Source organism: Geobacter sp. AOG2, assembly GCF_019972295.1.
Taxonomy (GTDB): domain Bacteria; phylum Desulfobacterota; class Desulfuromonadia; order Geobacterales; family Pseudopelobacteraceae; genus Oryzomonas.
In genome coordinates this window covers 289,482-308,507 of the sequence record NZ_BLJA01000001.1, presented here as the reverse complement: position 1 = coordinate 308,507, position 19,026 = coordinate 289,482, and the positions used below count along the sequence as shown (strand labels likewise).

Genomic DNA, 19,026 nt, shown 5'->3' with positions numbered 1-19,026 from the left:
AAATAACCCTTGGAGTACCGACGTTCCATGCCCCTCTACGAGCTCATACAGGAAGCCTATGACCGACTCAGGAAGCGCGTCCGCCGCACTGAGCTGATCTATTCACATCACTATGCGGAGCGTTTAGGGGTTCCACTGTTCTTCAAGTGCGAAAACCTCCAACGGACCGGCTCCTTCAAGATCAGGGGAGCCCTCAACTTCATGACCGCCCAGACGCGGGAAGCTCTGAAAAATGGTGTCATTACCGCATCCGCAGGAAACCACGCCCAAGGGGTGGCCTTCTCGGCGGACCTACTGGGCGTCAAGGCGACCATCTACATGCCGGAGATCACCCCGCCTCAAAAAGTTCAGGCTACCCGCGATTACGGCGCCGATATCGTGCTGGTCGGCAAGAACTTTGATGAGGCCTGCGAGGCGGCGCAAGAGGCACAGCGCTCCACCGGAGCGCTCTTCGTGCATCCTTTTGATGATGAATTGGTCATGGCCGGCCAGGGCACCATCGCATTGGAGATCCTGGAAGAGTTGCCGGACGTGCAAAATCTGCTGATCCCGGTGGGAGGCGGTGGCTTGATAGCCGGCATGGCGGCAGCAGTACGGGAGTGCGCGCCCCATGTCCGTATCATCGGCGTTGAATCGACGGCCGCTCAGTCCATGTCAGCCTCGTTCGCGGCGGGTACCCCTTGTGAGGTGCCGGTCAAGGTAACGCTCGCCGACGGCATTGCCGTAAAGCGGCCGGGGCAGTTGACCGTACCCATCATCAGGACCTGTGTCGATGAGATCGTTCTGGTGGAAGAAGAGGAGATCGCCCAGTCCATCGTATCACTCCTGGAACGAACGAAACTGTTGGTAGAAGGGGCCGGGGCCGTCCCCCTGGCGGCGGTGCTGCACGGCAAGGTACGGGACTTGAGGGGCAAAACCCTCTGCCTGCTGTCAGGAGGGAATATCGATGTCAAGACCATCGCGCTGGTTGTGGAACGGGGGCTTTTAGCTGCGGGGCGCTACCTGAAACTCCGGATCGAGTTGGATGACCTTCCGGGCGCATTGGCCACACTTACGGCAGACATCGCCGCAACACGGGCCAATATCTCTCTCATCAATCACGAACGACGCTCGGAGACGATCGCCTTGGGCAAAACTTCCGTGGCGCTTGAGCTGGAAACCCGCGGCCGCGAGCATCGTGCCGAGGTAATCGCCCACCTCCGCGAGCGCGGCTATGCTTTGATGGCGGAGTAGGGCGCGCGTCCCCGGGCAGCGCACCACCGTGTCAGTTCGCTGGCAACCTTTTCCACAAGGGAAACCCATCCGTTTATTTCCTTCTGCCTGAACAGCCGCATATTCGGATACCACGGTGTGGTATCCCCCTGCCTCCCCCAGCGCCAATCCGGCGAATACGGCAGCATGACCCACGTCTCGCTGCCGAGTGCCCCCGCAAGGTGAGCCACGGCCGTGTCGATACTTATCACCAGATCAAGCCGGCCAATCAGCGCCGCCGTATCGCAGAAATCAAGGAGTAAGGGGGCAAAACCGTTACACGGGAAGGGGAGCCGGGCATGTTCTTCGTCCATCTGGAGGGAAAAAAACTCCGTGCCAGGGATTCCGTCACCCAAGGCGGCAAGATCGCCTGTCGGACAACTCCGGCCGGGGTCAGGGTACTGTTTCCCCTTCCAGCAAAGCCCAACCTTAAATCCCGGGGTGGCGGGAAGGATGCTGCCCCAGAACTGGCGACTGCCAACCGGCTCGGACAGGTAGGGGATCTGTGAAGGTATAGTTGCAAGGGTCGTCCCGAAGATGCCGGGCAGGGACAAGAGCGGGCACTGCAGATCGAACCGGGGAAGCGCGCGGCCGAAGGGGACGACGTGAATGCCCCCGGACAGCGATCTCATCAGGTTCACAAGCTGGGGGTGACATTCGAAGATCACCTCTGCTCCCCGCGCCGAGACCTGCGGGAGGTACCGGGAGAATTGGATCGTGTCGCCAAATCCCTGCTCAGCGTGAATCAGAATCCGTCTGCCTGCAATGGGTTCCCCCCCCCATTGCGGCACGTCGAACTGCCGCCGGGGCGACGTGAAACGGCGCTTCTTCCAGCGCCATTCATACTCTCTCCACCCCTGTTCGTAGTTACCGGAGAGAAGCTGGAGCAGACCACGGTTCCAATGGGCTTCGGCATGCTCGGGATGGACGGACAGTACGGTGTCGCACTCTACAAGAGCCTCGTCGATCCTCCCCAGCCCCTGAAGGCAGGTGGCCAAAGCAACCCGGGTATCCGTCAGGGAGGGACACAAGGCAAGGGCCGCGCGATAGCTTTCGGCGGCCTCCCCAAGCCGGTTGAGTTCAAGAAGGGTATTGGCCCGATTATTCCAATAGGCAGGAGAGTCGGCGCAGAGCGCCCGAGCTTGGTCATACAGGGAGAGCGCTTCAGGGAAACGACCGGCATCATGCAGGCTCATGGCGGCAGCAAGGCACTCGTCACAACATCTCAAGTTCCTGCTCCTTCGGGGACGCATTCTCGCCCCACCCTGTAGCCATCACGAAGAACTTGGTCTGCTGCCGGTGAGTAACCCCATGGGAAAGGCATGCGTGGCTGAGTAAAAAGAAAAACTATGCCGGTAGTTCCGGTTTGGTCCGCAACCCCGCGGCAATATTAAAATTGATGTCGATGACGATAGTGAGTTTCTCCGGGTCCGGGAATGCCAGGACCTCGAAGAGACGCTTGTCTATGAAAAGGCTCAGATTGAGGATATCTTCGCGGAGTTTTTTGGGGAGCGGGTTGGAGGGTTCGGCAAGCTCTGCCTGAAAAAAGCTCCACACCTTCTGATTGAATTTCACCGCCTCCAAGAGTTTTTCGCTTCTATTGGGCGTATTCCAGTTCTCCTGCACCTGCTTCAGCATCAGGCCCGCTCGCGAGATGACGGAAGCCTCCAGTTCCCTGCCACTCAGCCCTTCCTTCTGTATTTCGGTATATGCATTAAGACTATATTGCATGGATGAATGGCTCTCCTTTTACCGTTGTTTCTTCAAAACATCTTTACCTGACGGCACTCGCGTTAAGTTAATTATTATACTCCCAAATGGCACAAATGCAAGGTTTCCGCCCGGATCTAAAATGCTTTTCCCGAGAAGCCGTCGATTTGATCGGCGGTGGAATCCATCTTTTTACCGTTGACATCTTGTCCGTTGAAAGAAAAGACGATCCGGGAGGTATCGATAGTCCCGGACACCGAATCATTCTGCCGCAATGAAAAATAGATCGTTGCCTCTTGAGTCGTAGCGTCATACACCACTCGTGAAGGCATAGGCGGCACAACCGTATCGGATGACCGGTAGGCTCCGTTGTCGTACAGGCCTGTATGCCCGTTGATGACGGCCCCCTGAGCCTTGCGAATAGTCCAGTTACTGATATTATTGACCGACGAGGGGTCCATGCTCGAATCAAACAGGAAGCTGACCGAAACCTCCTTCGAAGCGTCCGGTTGAATGAACTGGCTGTCGAGCGCAAGCAGCGGCACGGCACCGAGGGTCGTGTTGAAGGTGCTTTTGGTCGTGTCGATCACAACCATCTTGGGCTGCTTGATCGTGGCCTTGAGGGTCGTCGCATCGGAAAGGCTCTCACTCGTGTTGATCTTCGTAAGAGCGGCTATCTGGGCTTGGGCTTTGTCAGTCTGGCCTTTTTTTGCATAGGCATTGCCAAGCTCATAGATGGCCGCCGTAAAATCCGTCTTGAGGGTGGTCGCCTTTTGCAATGCCTGGATGGCATCGTCGGTTTTACCCTGCTGCTCAAGGGACAGACCAAGTCCATAGTATGCGTTCCCGTCCTTCGGTGCGAGCTTCACCGCCTTTCTGAAAAAGGACTCCGCTTCCTGGGGCCTCTTCTGTTGGACAAGAAGCTGCCCAAGGGTATAAGGGGCAACGACATTTTGCGGGTTGAGCCTCGTGGCGGTCCGCAGTGCCTTCTCGGCGTCTGCCGGACGTTTATCCTGAATATAGATGTTTGCCAGACTTACATAGACATCATCCTGGGTGGGATCGAACCGGAGAGCCTGCTTATAGGTGGCAATGGCGTCCTTGTCCTTGCCCAGTTTCAAGTAAGACTGCGCCAGATAACTGTAGGCCGACTTGATATTATCGTACGTGGACGCATCAAGGTTACCGGTGGTACCCGGATTATATGCGAGAGCCTGCCTGAAGGCGGCTGCAGCCTGCTGATACTTTTTATTTTGAAAAAGGGTCAAGCCGCTGTTCAACGCATTTACGGCAGCATTGTCGCGGGCTGTCGTATCGGACATGGCCGAAAACAATGAGCTGAGACTGCTTGAATCTATTACGGATGCCATTGCAACCTCCTTCCGGATCGGTTTAAAACGTCTACCCTTCTTTATACTATATCGTCAATCTTAAATTGAATTTTACCTAAAAGTGAAGTACATCTGCAAGAAGATAAGAAAACGTGACGATAATTCCTCTGAATCAAGGCATTACAAGCCAGCCATGACATCTGCCGAACAACAACTCGACCTGCTCCGTCAGTATGAATCCCGCCAAGAGTGGGACGCAGCGGAATCCCTATGCATTCATCTACTCAAACGATACCCCCGGCAGGTCGATCTGCTCGTGGAAGCCGCCGGGATGGCCTCGCGCCGACAGGCCCCCTCCGTTGCCGAGTCACTGCTCTATCGGGCTCTGGCTATCGATCCGCTCAATACGTCTGCGTATCTGTCTTTGGGCATGGCCCGTTACGAGCAGGGTGACCCCGAAGATGCCGAGCGCTACTTTCGTAAGGCGCTTCTTGTGGACCCCACAGATAGAGAAGCATACCGACACTTGGGTACCCTGCTCAACGAGCAGGGGCGATTTCTTGAGACGGTGGCACTGTTTGGGGAAGTACATCGCCGTAATCCTGAATCGAGTGACCTTTCTCTCTGCCTTGCCGATGCATCATACGGTGCGGGACAGCTTGAGGAGGCATACACACTCTACCGGGCCGTCCTCGACCTTCAGGCTGACAATGTCAACGCCCTCATCAGCCTTGGGGTCCTGTGCGAGCATCTCGACCGTCTGGATGAGGCTTGGCGGCACCTTGTGCATGCACGTGAACTGGCCCCGGACAACCCGAAGGTCTATCTGAACCTTGGCGGGGTCTGCCGACGCCTGCTCAAACTCGATGATGCGCTCGCGCATTATGAAAAAGCCCTTTCATTACGCCCAGGCTACCCAACAGCTCTGTGGAACATCTGCCAGATACACCTGCTGCGGGGGCAATACCGGGAGGGATTCCGCGATTTTGACAGCCGCCTTGAAACCTCTCAGCCGGTCCGATTGCGCAGGACCGGTTTACCGTTCTGGAACGGGGAATCCGCCAGCGGCAAGCGGATTCTGGTCCAGACCGAACAAGCCTACGGCGATACGCTCCAGTTTGCCCGCTATATTCCCCTTCTGTCTTCGATGGGGGCGGCGGTTGTACTGGAGAACCATCTCACCCCCCTCAACACACTGCTCCTTTCCCTGAAAGGTCCGGAAAGGATAGTTAACGACGGGGCAGGCGATACCACCTGCGATAGCGTTGTCCCCCTCTTATCCCTTCCCCGGTTGCTGTCCACAACCCTGGACAGTATCCCCAACCATGTCCCCTATCTTGAACCCTCGGCCGAAAAGAGGGGCATGTGGCGTGCCCGGCTGGCTAAAGACGCAAACCTGAAGGTCGGAATATGCTGGGCCGGACGAAAATTCCCCGACCAGCGACGTTCCATCCCGCCCTCCCTGCTTGCACCACTGAGCGATCTGCGCCATATCAGTTGGTATTCGCTCCAGGTGGATGAAGCGGACAAAAAGGACGGCACGGGGATAGCGGCGTTACCGCTCATCGACCTGACCGGCCATATCCACGATTTTGATGATACCGCGGCGCTTATCACCTGCCTCGACCTGGTTATCACCATAGATTCGGCCGTCGCCCACCTCGCCGGCGCTCTGGCGGCCCCCACATGGATACTGCTGCCCTTTGCGCCTGACTGGCGCTGGATGCTCGGGCGAGACGACACCCCCTGGTATCCGACTGCTCGCCTTTTCAGGCAAGCGCAACCCGGTGCCTGGAGTAGAGTTATAGCCGACGTCACCGCCCTGCTCCACAAAAAACAGGTGTGATCGCCCAACTTCATAAATTTTTGCTAAAGTTATCGAAAGGCACCACCGATAAGTAATCTAAACGAACATTGCGCGGCAAGAAATGCCGCCGATAACCCAGAAAGGAGTAGCACCCATGGCAATCAACGACATCTCCCTTACCAGCGGCATGAGGAACAACCTGTTGTCCCTCCAGAACACCACCACCCTCATCAACCGGACCCAGACCCGTCTGTCCACCGGCAAGTCGGTCAACACCGCTCTCGACAACCCGACCAACTTTTTTGCCGCCCAGACCGCAACAGCTCGCGCCACCGACCTGTCCAACCGCAAGGATGGCATGAGTGAGGCCGTGCAGATGGTTTCCGCAGCTAACGCAGGCATCACCGGCATCACCTCCCTGATCCAGTCCGCCCAAGGTGTCGCCCAGGCAGCATTGGCCACCACCAGCGTCACCGACCGTGCCAGCTACGCCACCACCTTCAACACCCTGATGACTCAGATCACCGAACTGGCCAGCGATTCCGGCTATCGCGGCACCAACTTCCTCAACAGCCAGAACCAGACTGTTGAATTCGCTCCCGCAACCGGCGGCGCTACGCTGCAGATCCAGGGTTTCGACGCAACCTCCACAGGTCTTGGCCTGTCGACCGCAACGAACGTCGGTAACACCGGTAGCACTGGCTGGGCAGACGCCACCGCCGGTACCGCCAACATCCAGTCTTCGGCCACCCAGCTTGAAGGCGCGCTCAACACGCTGCGCAGCCAGTCTTCAACGCTGTCCGCCAACCTGAGCGTCGTCACCGCCCGTCAGACTTTTACCGACAACATGGTCAGCACACTCCAGACCGGTGCCGACAACCTGACCCTGGCCGATACCAACCAGGAAGGCGCCAACCTGCTGATGCTGCAGACCCGCCAGAGCCTGGGTATCACCTCCTTGAGCCTGGCTTCGCAGGCAGCTCAGGCCGTCCTGAAACTGTTCTAATCACAGCGCAGTCAGCCTGAACGGTAACAAAAATAAGGGGGGAAAAGAGCGATCGATCTTTTCCCCCCTTTTTATCATTTTTTACAGCGTGTTAAACATAAGAGCATTCAGCAGGGTATAAGCTCAATCCGCACGACGATCAAGGCAAGTACTGTCGGAAAGCTGGGGACGATGCCATGTCACTGAAACTTCACCTCAAACCCCACGAAAAGATCATCATCGGCGGCGCCGTCATGCAGTGTGGGAACCGCCCCATCGAATTCACAGTCGAAAACAATGTGCCCATACTCCGTCAAAAGGACATCATGACCGAGGCCGGGGCGACTTCGCCGGCCCGACGGGTCTATTTTGTGCTTCAGCTCATGTATATTGACAGTGGCGCGAATGACTCAAACTATCATGAGGTTTTCCGCGAATTGGAACGGGAGATTACGGCCGCCGTACCGAGCAGCCAACGGTTTTTCGACGAGATCAGCGGGGAAGTAGCAGCAGGAAGATTCTATCAGGCCCTTAAAACGGCACAGGCGCTCATGGCATACGAAAACCAACTTCTGGCACATGTCGGCGACACCTCACCACCGTTGCTACCTGCGGGCAATTAACCGGTTACATTTCACCTTGCAGACGACAGCCCGCCTTACGGGCTATTTTGACAACGGCATCGGCATCGGACCACCTGCCTGATCGCCGCAGATGCCGGGCAGCCGTCTCGACGAATTTGTCGAACTCCACCTGCCGGCTCACCACGCTTCGGAAACAATCCTCGGCTCGCTCGAATTCATGGTTGCAGCAACAGGCCACCGCACGGATCAGGTCGAACATGACATAGTCGCCACGGCTCACGACCTGCTTGTCAAGCTGCTTCAGAGCGGCCAGGTGCCGCCCCCTGAAGATATCGATCAAGGCCAGGTTGGCCCAGGCCTCACGATAATCTTTTTGCAATTCCAGGGCGCGTTTCGTTGCGTCGTAAGCATCATCATAACGTCCGATGCAGAGATTTGCAAAACCAAGATTAAAATAGGCCAGCGGGGATTCGGGGTTATACTCAAGCGCCCGCTTCCAGAGTTCAATGGCCTCTTCATACCTTTCGATACCGGCGGCCTGAATGGCGAGTTCAACAATCGCTTTCGGTGAGCCGCCGCTCTCGGCAAGTTTCTTTACCCCTATCTCATAATACAGGCTCTTTTTATCTTCCTGGCGCTTGTCGTCCAGGTAGCCGTAGTGATGGACGACCACCTGAGGGGCGGCAGGATAGGGAATCTTCAGGCGGTCCAAGGCCGGTTCGACCATCTCGTGGATCGCATTCTCAAACCGGATCTCCGGGCGATTCGGGAACAGGCGCACCTTGTCGCTCGGCATCCATCCGCGGCCCGCCTCTTCCACCGGATAACGACCATCGTGCTCCTGCCATTTTTCCACCAATTTGTTGGTATAGTTTCTGGTGGTGATGGTATAGGCCGTCATGGCGTTCGGTTGCCTGCCGACAAGTTCCCGAAACGCGTCATAATCGTATGGCGAGATCGTCTCGTCGGCATCCATGACCAGTGTCCAGGCGCCGGTTGCAGCCGCCAGCGAACAATTGCGGGCCGCACTGAAGTCTCCCGTCCAGACATGATCAATAACCCGGGCTCCGAACGCCTCAGCAATCTCCCGCGTCCCGTCGCTCGATCCGGTATCGCAGACCACAATCTCATCCACTATCGGTTTCAGGCTGGCCAGGCAACGAGGCAAGTCCTTGGCCTCATTCTTGGTAATCATGCAAAGCGAGACCGATGTACCCGCTGCGCGGGTTGCCGGGGGAATAACCAGGGGACCGACCGAACGCCGTAGCGCGAGGCTCGCATCTACCAACCCCTTGTCGGCTCCGAACAACACCATGGCACGCTCGGCATGGGCAAGCGCCGCCGACTGTTCGCCGGCTCGAATAAGCAGATCGATCAACAGATAGCGAATATCGCGGTCATCGTCCCTGAAGTACAGCGCTTCCTCGAAGTGCCTGCGGGCAAGGGCCTGTTCGTCCGGGCTGGCGGCAAGCCGGTGGAGCCCGCGGGCCGCCTCAAGACATGTCGGGGCAACAATGCTGGCGCGGCGATACCACTCGAACGCTGCCTCGCGATTGCTCGCCGCTTCCGCAACCTGAGCAAGGCCGCACCAGACATCGGGGTTAGAGGCATCCATGGCAGCGGCGGCGTGGAATTCCTCTGTCGCGCAGGCAATATCTCCATTGCACAGAGCCAACACCCCCCTCATGAGCCGGGCGTTGGGATAGGCGGGATGACACCGGTCGGCCCGCGTGGCCGCATCGCGCCCCACTCCCTCCTGGGCAAGGAGGCATGCCGCCTGGACAAGGAGGTAGAGTGCTCGGGAGGTCTCGTAGAGCCGGGGGGCTTCCCGGAGTGTCTGAAGGGCCTCGGCGGGCATGCCGCCTTCGAGGAGGATGTCCGCGATCATGCAGTAGAAACGCATCTCGCCGGGGATCTGCGCGATGCCTTCCTTCAGCAATACTTCGACCGCCGCATTCGACTTGCCCTGGCGTCTAAGCCGGTCCGCCTCCTCCATAGTCTTGAGGGTAACCACCTTGCGCGCCAGAAGCGGTTCGGTGATGGTCCGGCTCCACTTGCGGTTGAAGACGCCCCGATTGCCTGCCATGGCTTGGGCGTAATCCATATTATTGCCACGAAAGCTGACACTGCCGTAGTGGTGGATGAACACATCTCCGGCGATAAGGTTGCGGAACCCTTCCAACTCTCCCCTGAGACAATAATCGTCGTCCTCGAAATTGCCGTTGCCGAAGGATTCGTCCAGGTAGCCGACACGGTTGAACAGATCTCTGCTGAACAGCATGCAAAAACCGACGATTCTACGATTGTAGATACGCCTGCCGCCAAACCGGGTGCGGATTCCAGCGGCGAACTCTTCGAGGCCGGCCTGCGGCGACGGTGGCGAACCGGAGAGCCGCTGTATACCACTGATGTTGTTGGTAAGCGGCCCGACGATGCCGGTTTCGGGACGGTGGCGAAAACAGGCCAACAGACCGGAAAGCCATCCACCGGTTACCACCACATCGTTGTTGAGCAGGAGCAGGTAATCCCCTTTGGCGGCTTCAAGCCCCTGGTTGCACCCTCTGGCAAACCCGAGGTTCTTATTGTTTTCGATCAGCCGGCAGGTGGCAGGTTCCCGGCCGACCAGCTCCCGAAGCCAGGAGACCGTGCCGTCCGTGGAGCCGTTGTCGATAAAAATCAGCTCATAACGTTCCGTGGTATGGCGCCGGAGGCTTTCAACACATTCGATGGTATAGGGAAGCTGGTTAAAGGTGAGGAGGATGATCGATACCAGCGGTTGGGGCATCTGCTGGCCGCCGAAAAAGCGCTCTTCCAGGCCGTCCGCCTGAATATAGCGGTAATCGTCGCGGAATACCCGCCGGCCCCATTTGCCGAAAAAACGGGAACGGTTGCGCTCAAAACGCGATCGGATCCCCAAAAGCCGCTGCTCAACCTTTTGGTATAGCCCGGGCAACCGCGGGTCGGGCGGAGCACCGGTAGCCACTTGGCCGGAGAGCTCTTTCAACAGGCGTTCATCCTGGGAAAGCCCGTCATTCAGGGATATGCTCTGAAAATGGACCACCGTGGCGGCGGAGCAATAATGGATACGCATCCCCTGCTCACGGTAGGCATAACAGAGGTCGTCGTCCTCCCAGCCGTTTTCATACTGTTCATCAAAGGGGCCGTAACGGAAGAACTCAGCCCTGCGGAGCAGCATGCAGGCCCCGGTGATGATCTGATAATCTCTGCTCCGGTTGACATGTGCCGCGTCGCCCGGCTCCCGATAGTAGAGATGATCCGGGTGCGAGCGGGGTGTGTGATGGTCGCCCCAGACCTTGCCGCAGTGCTGCACCGTACCGTCGGGAAAGACCAGTTTGGGCCCCACCACCCCGATATCTGGTTGCGATTCGAGGACCTCCACGAGCGGGGGAAGCCAGCCGGGCGTGACCATGGTGTCATTGTTGAGAAAAAGAAGATAGTTGCCTTGGGCGAGAACGGCCCCCTGGTTGCATGATGCGGCAAAACCACGGTTGGCGGGATTGCGGAAATAGCGCAGCCAAGGCCTGGTCCCTGCAAGTGCGCGCAAGGCCTCTTCCGTCCCGTCATGGGAAGCATCGTCGATGATAATGACCTCGAACTGCCCGAGGTCCATGTTGTTTTCAAGGGATGTCAGACACTGCCGGGTAAAATGCAGTTGATTATAGACCGGTATGACAATACTGACGGCAGGCGCGGCGGCATGGGAAAGAGGTGTAGTCATGAATGGGTATCGGGTGTCGCTGCACAACTGATCAGGTTATGAGTTCGAGAAACTCGCGCGCTTCCTGGTTCCAGGGTTCCAGCTCAAGGGCTTTGCTCACGAAGACCCTGGCCTGTTCGCCCAGGTTGTTGACGGCACTGATCTGGCCCAATGCCAGAAGGGTTTCCACATCCTGGGGATACTCGCGGAGGACTTCGGTGAAATGGCAAATGGCTTCATCGGTCCTGCCCAGGGCTGAGTAGCAAAGATTGGCCAGATTCTTTCTGAAGGTCGGGTTATGCGGCTCCAGACGTACCGCCTGTTCATGGGCGGACAGGGACCGTCCGGGATCACCGAGACGGTAATACAGAACACCGAGATCATTAAACGCAAGGGCATGATCCGGCGCGGCCTTCACAAGCTCCTCCAACTCCTTCACCGCTTCCGCGACCATTCCCCGCTCGGCGTGAAGAACCGCCTCGCGATAACGCTCCTCCGGCGTTTCAGACGACCCCGCCAAGTCTGAAATGGACTGGCGAAGACCCTGCAATACAGCGTCGATTTGCGGCGGTGCAGACGGTGCCTCCTGGACGAAAGCTCCGGAAGGCCCGTTTTCGGCCTTGCCCTGGCGGAGATCATCGAGAAGGCTTTTTGCTTCCTGATTCCATGGCTCAAGCGCCAGAATCCTGTCGAGGAAGATCTCCGCCTCGTTGGTCCTTCCGGTTTTCACGCCGATGGCCGCCAGGGAACCGAGAATTTCCGTATCCTCCGGCCTGTTTTTGAGTACGCCGGTCAGCAGGGCAATGGCATCGTCGAACCAACCGAGTTCAACGGTGTAGAACTCGGCAAGATTTTTGACAAATGTGGGGTTGCCGGCATCCAGCCGGTTGGCCTTTTCGTAGTTCGCCAGGCTGCGAAGCAGATCACCGGCGCGGTAATAAAGCACCCCCAGGTCATTATGGGCTTGGGCGAAGTCAGGGTGGCTCTTGAGAAAAAACTCGACCCGTTCAACGGCGAGGGGCACGTCACCCGCCAGATACGACTGCAACTGGCTGTAAGCGGCCTGGGCCACCTGATCTTTCATTGATAATCCGTTCATATCCTTAAACCCTCTTCCCCCAAGTGGCAGGCAAGCCCACCATTGGAGTCATTTTCATATCACTTCACAGGGACCTTTGCAACGACAAAACATCGACATCTCCCGGATATCGTTGCAGATACACGGCGCACACATCCCTCCCGTCACGTACCAACCCCGCATCGCCCAGGCGTTGCGCAAGTGCGAGTACCGTCGGGCGGTGGAAGGGGTTGGCCTGGAATGCGGCAACGAGAGAGGCCAGCGCGCCGGGTTCTGCCTGGCGAATGGACGGCGTGGGTTCGAGCGTTTTCAGATAGTCATGCACCTCGGTGGCATCGGGATTACGCTCCAGGTATTTCCGGCAGTGGTCCAAGGCCGCCGGGCGATAGGGTTCCCCGCCAGGGGCAGAGGCAAATCGGACCAGTTCGTCCAACGCCGCCAGGTTGTCCGGCGCCTCGCGAAGGGACTGCTGCAGGAGGTCAATCCCCTCTTCATACCGGCCTAGCTGGAGTTGCGCCATCCCCAGGCCGCATAACGCCTTGGGCTCACGGGGGTCGACATGCAGAACGTTGCCAAAAGCAAGCGCCGCAGCTTCGGGGGCCCCGGACAGGAGGGAAACGATCCCCAAACCGGCGTTGGCCTGAATGTTGCGAATGTCAGCCTCCAGGATCTCTTCGAACAAAACCTGGGCCTCTTCCAGCTTGCCGAGCCGGGTAAAGCATTCCCCCATGTCGGCAAGCAGCGCCAAGCGCGCCTGGGCGAAGGCCTCAATGGCCTTTTCGAAGCTGCCTTTCCCCCGGTAATAATCCGCGGCCTTGATCCAATCGCTCAGAGAGTGGGTTTTCATAGTATTCCTTTCTCTATCAGTGCTCTCAAAGAGTTGGTATATCTTTGGTGCCGGAACCACCGGAATAGGCCTTCAATACCGCTTTCATGCGCGGGGAAGCGGAAAGCCGGGCCAACGGGGTCTCCGCGTATGAGCCCACCAGGGGGACGAGGGGATACCTTCCGGCAGCGCGCGGCGCTTCGGCTGGCCTTTGCCGTATGGTGCAGGAGCCATCGGCATGCCACTGGACGCTGAAGCCTTCAGCGCGATAAAACTCTTCGTCGTCGTAACGCACCTTTCCCTGCCACCGCTCCAGATAGCGCTGCATGTTCTGGGCGTCGAACCGTTTGCGTCCTTCGCTCTGTTCCTCATGATGTACGACAACCGCGTGGGGAGTGTAGAGCACTCTCCTGCCCGACTGCCCCGCGCGCAGGCAGAAGTCCACATCCTCGAAACCGTTGTGAAAATGCTCGTCAAATCCCCCAAGCTCAACAAAAAGCCGCTTTGAAACAAGCAGGCAAGCCGCGGTGACGCACTGCATGAGCCGTTTTTTGTTGACGGCCGGGGCATCGGCGGGAAAATTCTTGAAGATATGGTAGCCGATGCCGTTTTTGTTGAACGCCACGCCGGCATGCTGAACCCTGCCGTTGGGGTAGAGCAGTTTCCCGCCGACGATGTCCGCCCCATCCGCATCCACCCCCGCCAGCAGGGCCTCCAGCCAGCCGGAGCGAGGGATGGTATCGTTGTTGAGAAACAGCAAGTACTCGCCCCTGGCGACCTGGGCTCCCTGGTTACAGGCCCTGGCAAACCCGAGATTGTCGCTGTTTGTGATGGCAGTGACCGAATCACCAAGGCTTTTCACATATTCCCTCGTCCAGTCCCAGGAACCATTATCCACCAGGATCAGCTCATAGCATTCCGGATCGCCGGCTGTTGCAAGCACCGCCTCCACACAGGCCTTTGTCAGTTGCGCCTGATTGTACAGGGGGATAACGATGGACACGCGCGGTGCCGGCCGCGCCACTTCCGCTCCATAGGGTCCGATGGCCGATCCTGTCTGCTCGACCCTCCCGTCGGCCCGGATCACCATATCCGGCGTTATCCTTCCCAGCCATGTGCGATGCAGAAGTTCGATGTTCCCGGCTACCCGGGAGAAACGCTCCGGACCGCTCTTGGACTCGTGGTGGATCACGACACTCTGCGGCTGATAGACCAGTTGCCATCCATGACGTCCCAGCTTGAAGCAAAGATCCACGTCCTCATAGCCGTTCCAATAGTTCTCGTCGAAGCCCTGCACCGCCTCAAAGGCAGCCCGCCTCACCAGCAGACAGGCGGCCGTCAGGGCCTGATAGCGATACGGCTGGTTTGCCTCCGGGAGGTCGCCCGGCCGGCCCCGCCAGATATGCTCGCCGCACAAGGGGTCATTACCGGCGCGGTTATCGACCATCACCACTCCGGCATGCTGGATGGTGCCATCGGGGTACAGAAGCTTGCTCCCGGCGGCGGCCACGGACGGGTCGTCTTCCAGCGCGCGGATCAAGGGTTCAAGCCAGCCCGGTTGAGGCACCGTATCGTTATTGAGGAAGAGCAGGTATTTCCCCCGGGCGGCCCTGGCCCCCTGGTTGCAGGCCCTGGCAAACCCAAGGTTTGAACTGTTCCTGATAATGGTTGCGCTGTTTCCTGATGAACGCAGATATTCGCCGGTGGCATCGGTCGAAGCGTTATCGACGAGAATGATTTCGTGCGAGATCGAAGCTCCGATCGTTTGCGAAAGGGCTTCCAGGCACCGCCTCGTAAGGGCAACCTGATTGAACAGCGGGATGATTATTGAAACCAAGACGGCCGGTTCCGGCTTGGCGACAAAGGAACCGGAGTTCATAACTTCACCGGCTGATGCACTATGGTGTGGCTGTCCCCCCTTGGCCGCGATGACCTGCCGATAGACATCGAGCCAGCGATGCGCCCCCTTTATCATGGTATATTCGGACAATACCTTCCGGCGAGCGTTTGCCGCAATGGAACGCCGCAGTTCACGGTTTCGGATCAGCAGATCGATGGCACCGAACCATTGTTGCGGATCGTTCCCGGCCAGGACCCCGGTGACGCCGTGTTCTACCGTGGTGTTATAGGGCGGGAGATCGGCATAGACACCGGCAATGCCGCATGCGGAGTACTCCAACCACTTCACGTTGCTTTTGCAGCGGTTGAAGACGTTATTTTCTAACGGCACGAGGGCGATATCCATCGGAACCTGCTGAAGGGTGCGCGCGTAGGCCTGGTAGGTGGTCTCGAATGGAATGAACCTGAAACCGGGGAGTCGCGAGAGCCGCTCCGTAGCACACCCCATGAAGGTGAAGGTGACCTTGCCGGGGTGTGCAACAGCGATCCGATCCAGAGTTTCTTCCAGAAAGGCGATGTCGGGGATATGGGTATTGGTGCCGGTAAAACCGATGACAATCTTTCCTTCGCCGGACGGAGGAGCAGGCTGCTCCCACAGGGTGTCGTCGATGAGGTTCGGCAGCACGAATATGGAGGGGTTCAGACGGCTGAAGACTTCTTTGAGCGCACCGGTGGAAACGGTGACGGCATCGCAGTCCCGTATGCACTCTTCCATGTGGCCGATACATTGCTGGGCCCATTCGTAACTCGGGTTCGACCGTGGAATGGCCGTGATGTAATCGTCCACCTCGAAGACAACCGGCTTGCCCGTGGCCATCAGTTGCCTGATGACCGGCATGGACATCTCGTGGGGGAAAAACCGCTGAATGATGAACAGATCGCTCTTGTCCAACCCCTCCAGGTCGATCTTGAACGAGCCCCCCTCGGTTTTCACCGGCCAGCGGAATTCCGCCTCGGCCAGCAGGGCCCGGGCAGGGGAGTACAGACGGTAATAGCCGCAGGCATGGCTGCTGTCGTCGTGAGAAAATACGGCGACCCTCAGGGGAGTAGCGCCATGTGACGTTGCGGGAGGTTCTGGAACGCATAGCCCCGGCCTTCCCTGTCCGGTCCACCATTCAGCGGCCTCTGATTTGGCATACAGCGGCTTCGTGCCGTTTTTGTAGGCCAGGAGGTTGCTGTCGCGCAGGCCGCTCCGGATGGTCTGGCGGCGGATCTCGTCCTTCCACAGGCGGTACGCCTGCTGCTGCTCCTCCTCGACGCCGTCGGCCGCTTCCAGGCTCATTTCATCGATCTTTGCCGCCCGCCCCGCCGGCAGATGAAACCCGATGTGTTCGTCTTCCATGTAGGCGAACTGGATGGCGGCAAGGTACATGCGGTAGCAGTAGTCGAAATCCTCTTCGCTATACAGGCCGTAATCCTCGCACCAGTAGCCGAGCCGCTCCCGCGTCCGGGCCGGGATCAGGAAACACGCCCCGCCCAGGTTGCCGTTCTTGAGGCGGACGGTGTGCCCGTTCAGGCTGTGGAGCGGATAGGAGGTGGGCTCGAAACTGTAGGCCAGGGCACCCAACTGGGGGATGTCCTCCAGAATGCGCACCATGGCGGAAAGCCAGCCGTGCTTCTGGATGACGATATCGTTGTCCAGCTTGAGGTAGTACCCGGCATCGGGCACGAGACTCCAGGCCATGTTGGAAGCTTTCGCCACCCCGATATTCTCGTCGAGCAGCACCAGGTTGGAAATCACCCCCTGTGCCTTCATCTCCCGCAGATACTCCCGGGTTCCGTCCCCGCTGTTATTATCCACAACGGTCAGGACATAGGGATAATCGGTGAATCTCACCAGGGCGTCGATGGCTTGCCGGGTAAACTCAAGCCGGTTGTAGGTAACCATGCCGATATTGACGATTGCTGCCGACGACGCATGCTTCTGGGCTTTCTGTGCAACCAGTTGTTCCCAGTACGGCCACGGCTGCGACTCCGCAAGAGAGGCGGTTTTTCGGTACACCAAGGTGAACCCGTTACCGATCTTGTCGTCAACCTCCTGATAATCCACCAGTTCCAGGCGCCTGCCGAAGACCTCATCAATAAAGCCCCGCATCCCGGCGATGTCGAAGACATGGTAGTGGCAATGGCCGAGCTGCCCCGCCTCCGGCTCCGAACGGCCGTCGGCCTGGTTTGTAAAATCCGCCAGGATGTGCTGCCATTCGGTGAGGGGACGGCCGGTATCGGAGGGGGAGGCTGTGCGGTGCGGCACGATCATATAGATAAGGCCGTCTTTCCTTACGATCCTGAACCATTCGAGCAGGGTTTTGATGAGATTCGGGCAATGCTCTATGACATGGGAGGAAAAGATGAAATCCTCGGATTCATCTGCAACAGGAATATCGTCGGCCAGCGACTCGATGTGAACCGGCGCAACCGTGCCGGCGAGCCGCATCTGTTCCGCTTCGTATATGGCGTCGCGCATCCCGACGTTGCGAGTATCCAATCCGAAGGCATTAAGCGCGGACGCGCCTATTTCAAGCCCCCGCAAACCATCGAGCCAGCGGTGCGCCAGCCTGCTGCCCCTCATGGTGGCGTGGGCCGGCGAATCGATCCTCGCCTTCGCTGCCTCGGAGATCCACCTCAACTCCCGGTCCAACCGCTCGGCCCCCTCCCCCTTTTGGAGCTTCATGTAGCGTTCGAGCACCCCGGCCTCGTCCCGTTTGCCGGTCGTCAGAAGTTCCTGATAATGCCCGGCAAACTCACGGTAATAGTCATAAGGCCGGTAATCGGCGCCATCGCCATTTTTCCGCGTCATGATGGCATCAAGTGCCGACAACAGCCGCTCGGGCAGCGAAGCCCTGAGCGATTCCGCCACGGGGACCAGCGCTTTGATAATGACCTCCCGGACGGTATCATCGCAGTCGCGCCACAGCCACTCGCCGAAGCGCTCCAGCAAGGCCGGCACATAGCCGATGCCCCGGTACATATCCGCCTGTAGCGCCATCATTGTCTGCATTGTGGCGTTAACGGCCTTGACCAGATGTTCCGGTTGCTGAAAATCCAGGAACGGGAACAGGGCGGCGAACCGGTTCCTGTTGAGGAAATCCAGGCAGGAGCGGGCGACATCCATGGGCCCCGCCTCGGCAAAACCGACCGTCCCCATGCCGCCATGCACCCTGGTTATGCAGGTGCGGCGGTTGATGTGATACAACCGGTAGCGGGCGCTGATGCGCAACCACATATCCACATCCTGGGCGTTGCGCAAATCGGGATTGAAAGCACCGACCTCCTCAAAAACCGACCGATGAACGGCAATACTGATACCGTGCACATAGTTGGCGCGGAAGAACGCGATTACCTGGGTCGCCTCATCGGGTAGGTGCAGACGGCGGTCGGGAGCGGACGGCGTGCGGATACCGGACAGGTCGTCCATCTCGGAAAACTCGCTGTGGAAAAACCGGGCATCGGGATGGAGCCGTATCGCTTCGAAAAAGGCGGCCAAAGCATCCGGCTCGAACAGATCGTCCGAAGAGAGCCAGCAGATCCATTCGCCACGAGCGTGGCGAAGCCCCTCGTTCAGGGCTGTCGCAACACCTCCGTTTGCCTTGTGAACGGGCCTGAAACGTGCATCCCGACCGGCATAGGTTTCCATGACCCGAGGCGTGCCGTCGCTTGAACCGTCATTGACAATGACCGCCTCCCAAGAAGGATAGGTCTGGGCATGGAGGCTGTCGAGGGCTGCCGGAAGATACTGTGCTTGATTATAGGTTGGGACGAGGATCGAAAAAAATGGGGTCATATAACATACCATTCTGTCAACTGCCTGTTTTGACGAAACTTCTGGTTATACTCTCG

11 protein-coding genes are annotated in these 19,026 nt (G+C 58.3%); 4 read left to right on the top strand and 7 right to left on the bottom strand.

From position 1 onward, the window contains the following. The first annotated feature begins 27 nt into the window (after positions 1-27). Complete coding sequence (gene ilvA, locus LDN12_RS01325) at positions 28-1,233, top strand: threonine ammonia-lyase (protein WP_223920871.1); 1,206 nt, start codon at positions 28-30, stop codon at positions 1,231-1,233. On the opposite strand, the gene LDN12_RS01320 is transcribed toward ilvA, so the two are convergent. From LDN12_RS01320 to LDN12_RS01310, 3 genes are all read right to left on the bottom strand, one after another. Continuing rightward, positions 1,212-2,480: a tetratricopeptide repeat protein gene (locus LDN12_RS01320; RefSeq protein ID WP_223920869.1), complete on the bottom strand. Its 1,269-nt coding sequence runs from the start codon at positions 2,478-2,480 to the stop codon at positions 1,212-1,214. The genes ilvA and LDN12_RS01320 overlap by 22 nt on opposite strands. A 118-nt stretch (positions 2,481-2,598) precedes the next feature. Next, positions 2,599-2,982: a flagellar biosynthesis regulator FlaF gene (gene flaF, locus LDN12_RS01315; RefSeq protein WP_223920867.1), complete on the bottom strand. Its 384-nt coding sequence runs from the start codon at positions 2,980-2,982 to the stop codon at positions 2,599-2,601. A gap of 116 nt (positions 2,983-3,098) precedes the next feature. Further along, positions 3,099-4,331: a tetratricopeptide repeat protein gene (locus LDN12_RS01310; protein WP_223920865.1), complete on the bottom strand. Its 1,233-nt coding sequence runs from the start codon at positions 4,329-4,331 to the stop codon at positions 3,099-3,101. Positions 4,332-4,485: 154 nt separating this feature from the next. Here LDN12_RS01310 and LDN12_RS01305 point away from each other — a divergent pair, with 154 nt between their 5' ends. From LDN12_RS01305 to LDN12_RS01295, 3 genes are all read left to right on the top strand, one after another. Next, positions 4,486-6,138 carry a tetratricopeptide repeat protein gene (locus LDN12_RS01305; protein ID WP_223920863.1) on the top strand — a complete coding sequence of 551 codons (1,653 nt, stop codon included), beginning with the start codon at positions 4,486-4,488 and terminating at the stop codon, positions 6,136-6,138. 115 nt (positions 6,139-6,253) lie between these two features. After that, entirely contained in the window at positions 6,254-7,105 is an 852-nt protein-coding gene (locus LDN12_RS01300) for a flagellin (protein ID WP_223920861.1), read from the top strand. Positions 7,106-7,281: 176 nt separating this feature from the next. Next, positions 7,282-7,707, top strand: coding sequence for a flagellar biosynthesis repressor FlbT (locus tag LDN12_RS01295; RefSeq protein WP_223920859.1), 426 nt, complete (start codon positions 7,282-7,284; stop codon positions 7,705-7,707). A 4-nt stretch (positions 7,708-7,711) separates the two neighbouring features. On the opposite strand, the gene LDN12_RS01290 is transcribed toward LDN12_RS01295, so the two are convergent. From LDN12_RS01290 to LDN12_RS01275, 4 genes are all read right to left on the bottom strand, one after another. Beyond that, positions 7,712-11,407 carry a glycosyltransferase gene (locus tag LDN12_RS01290; protein ID WP_223920857.1) on the bottom strand — a complete coding sequence of 1,232 codons (3,696 nt, stop codon included), beginning with the start codon at positions 11,405-11,407 and terminating at the stop codon, positions 7,712-7,714. Between the two features lie 31 nt (positions 11,408-11,438). After that, on the bottom strand, positions 11,439-12,485 hold the full coding sequence (locus LDN12_RS01285) for a tetratricopeptide repeat protein (RefSeq protein ID WP_223920855.1): 1,047 nt from the start codon (positions 12,483-12,485) through the stop codon (positions 11,439-11,441). A gap of 64 nt (positions 12,486-12,549) precedes the next feature. Continuing rightward, positions 12,550-13,311 (bottom strand): lipopolysaccharide assembly protein LapB, encoded by a 762-nt coding sequence (locus tag LDN12_RS01280; RefSeq protein WP_223920854.1) that lies wholly within the window; start codon positions 13,309-13,311, stop codon positions 12,550-12,552. 25 nt (positions 13,312-13,336) lie between these two features. Further along, complete coding sequence (locus LDN12_RS01275; protein WP_223920853.1) at positions 13,337-18,970, bottom strand: glycosyltransferase; 5,634 nt, start codon at positions 18,968-18,970, stop codon at positions 13,337-13,339. Positions 18,971-19,026 lie beyond the last annotated feature (56 nt).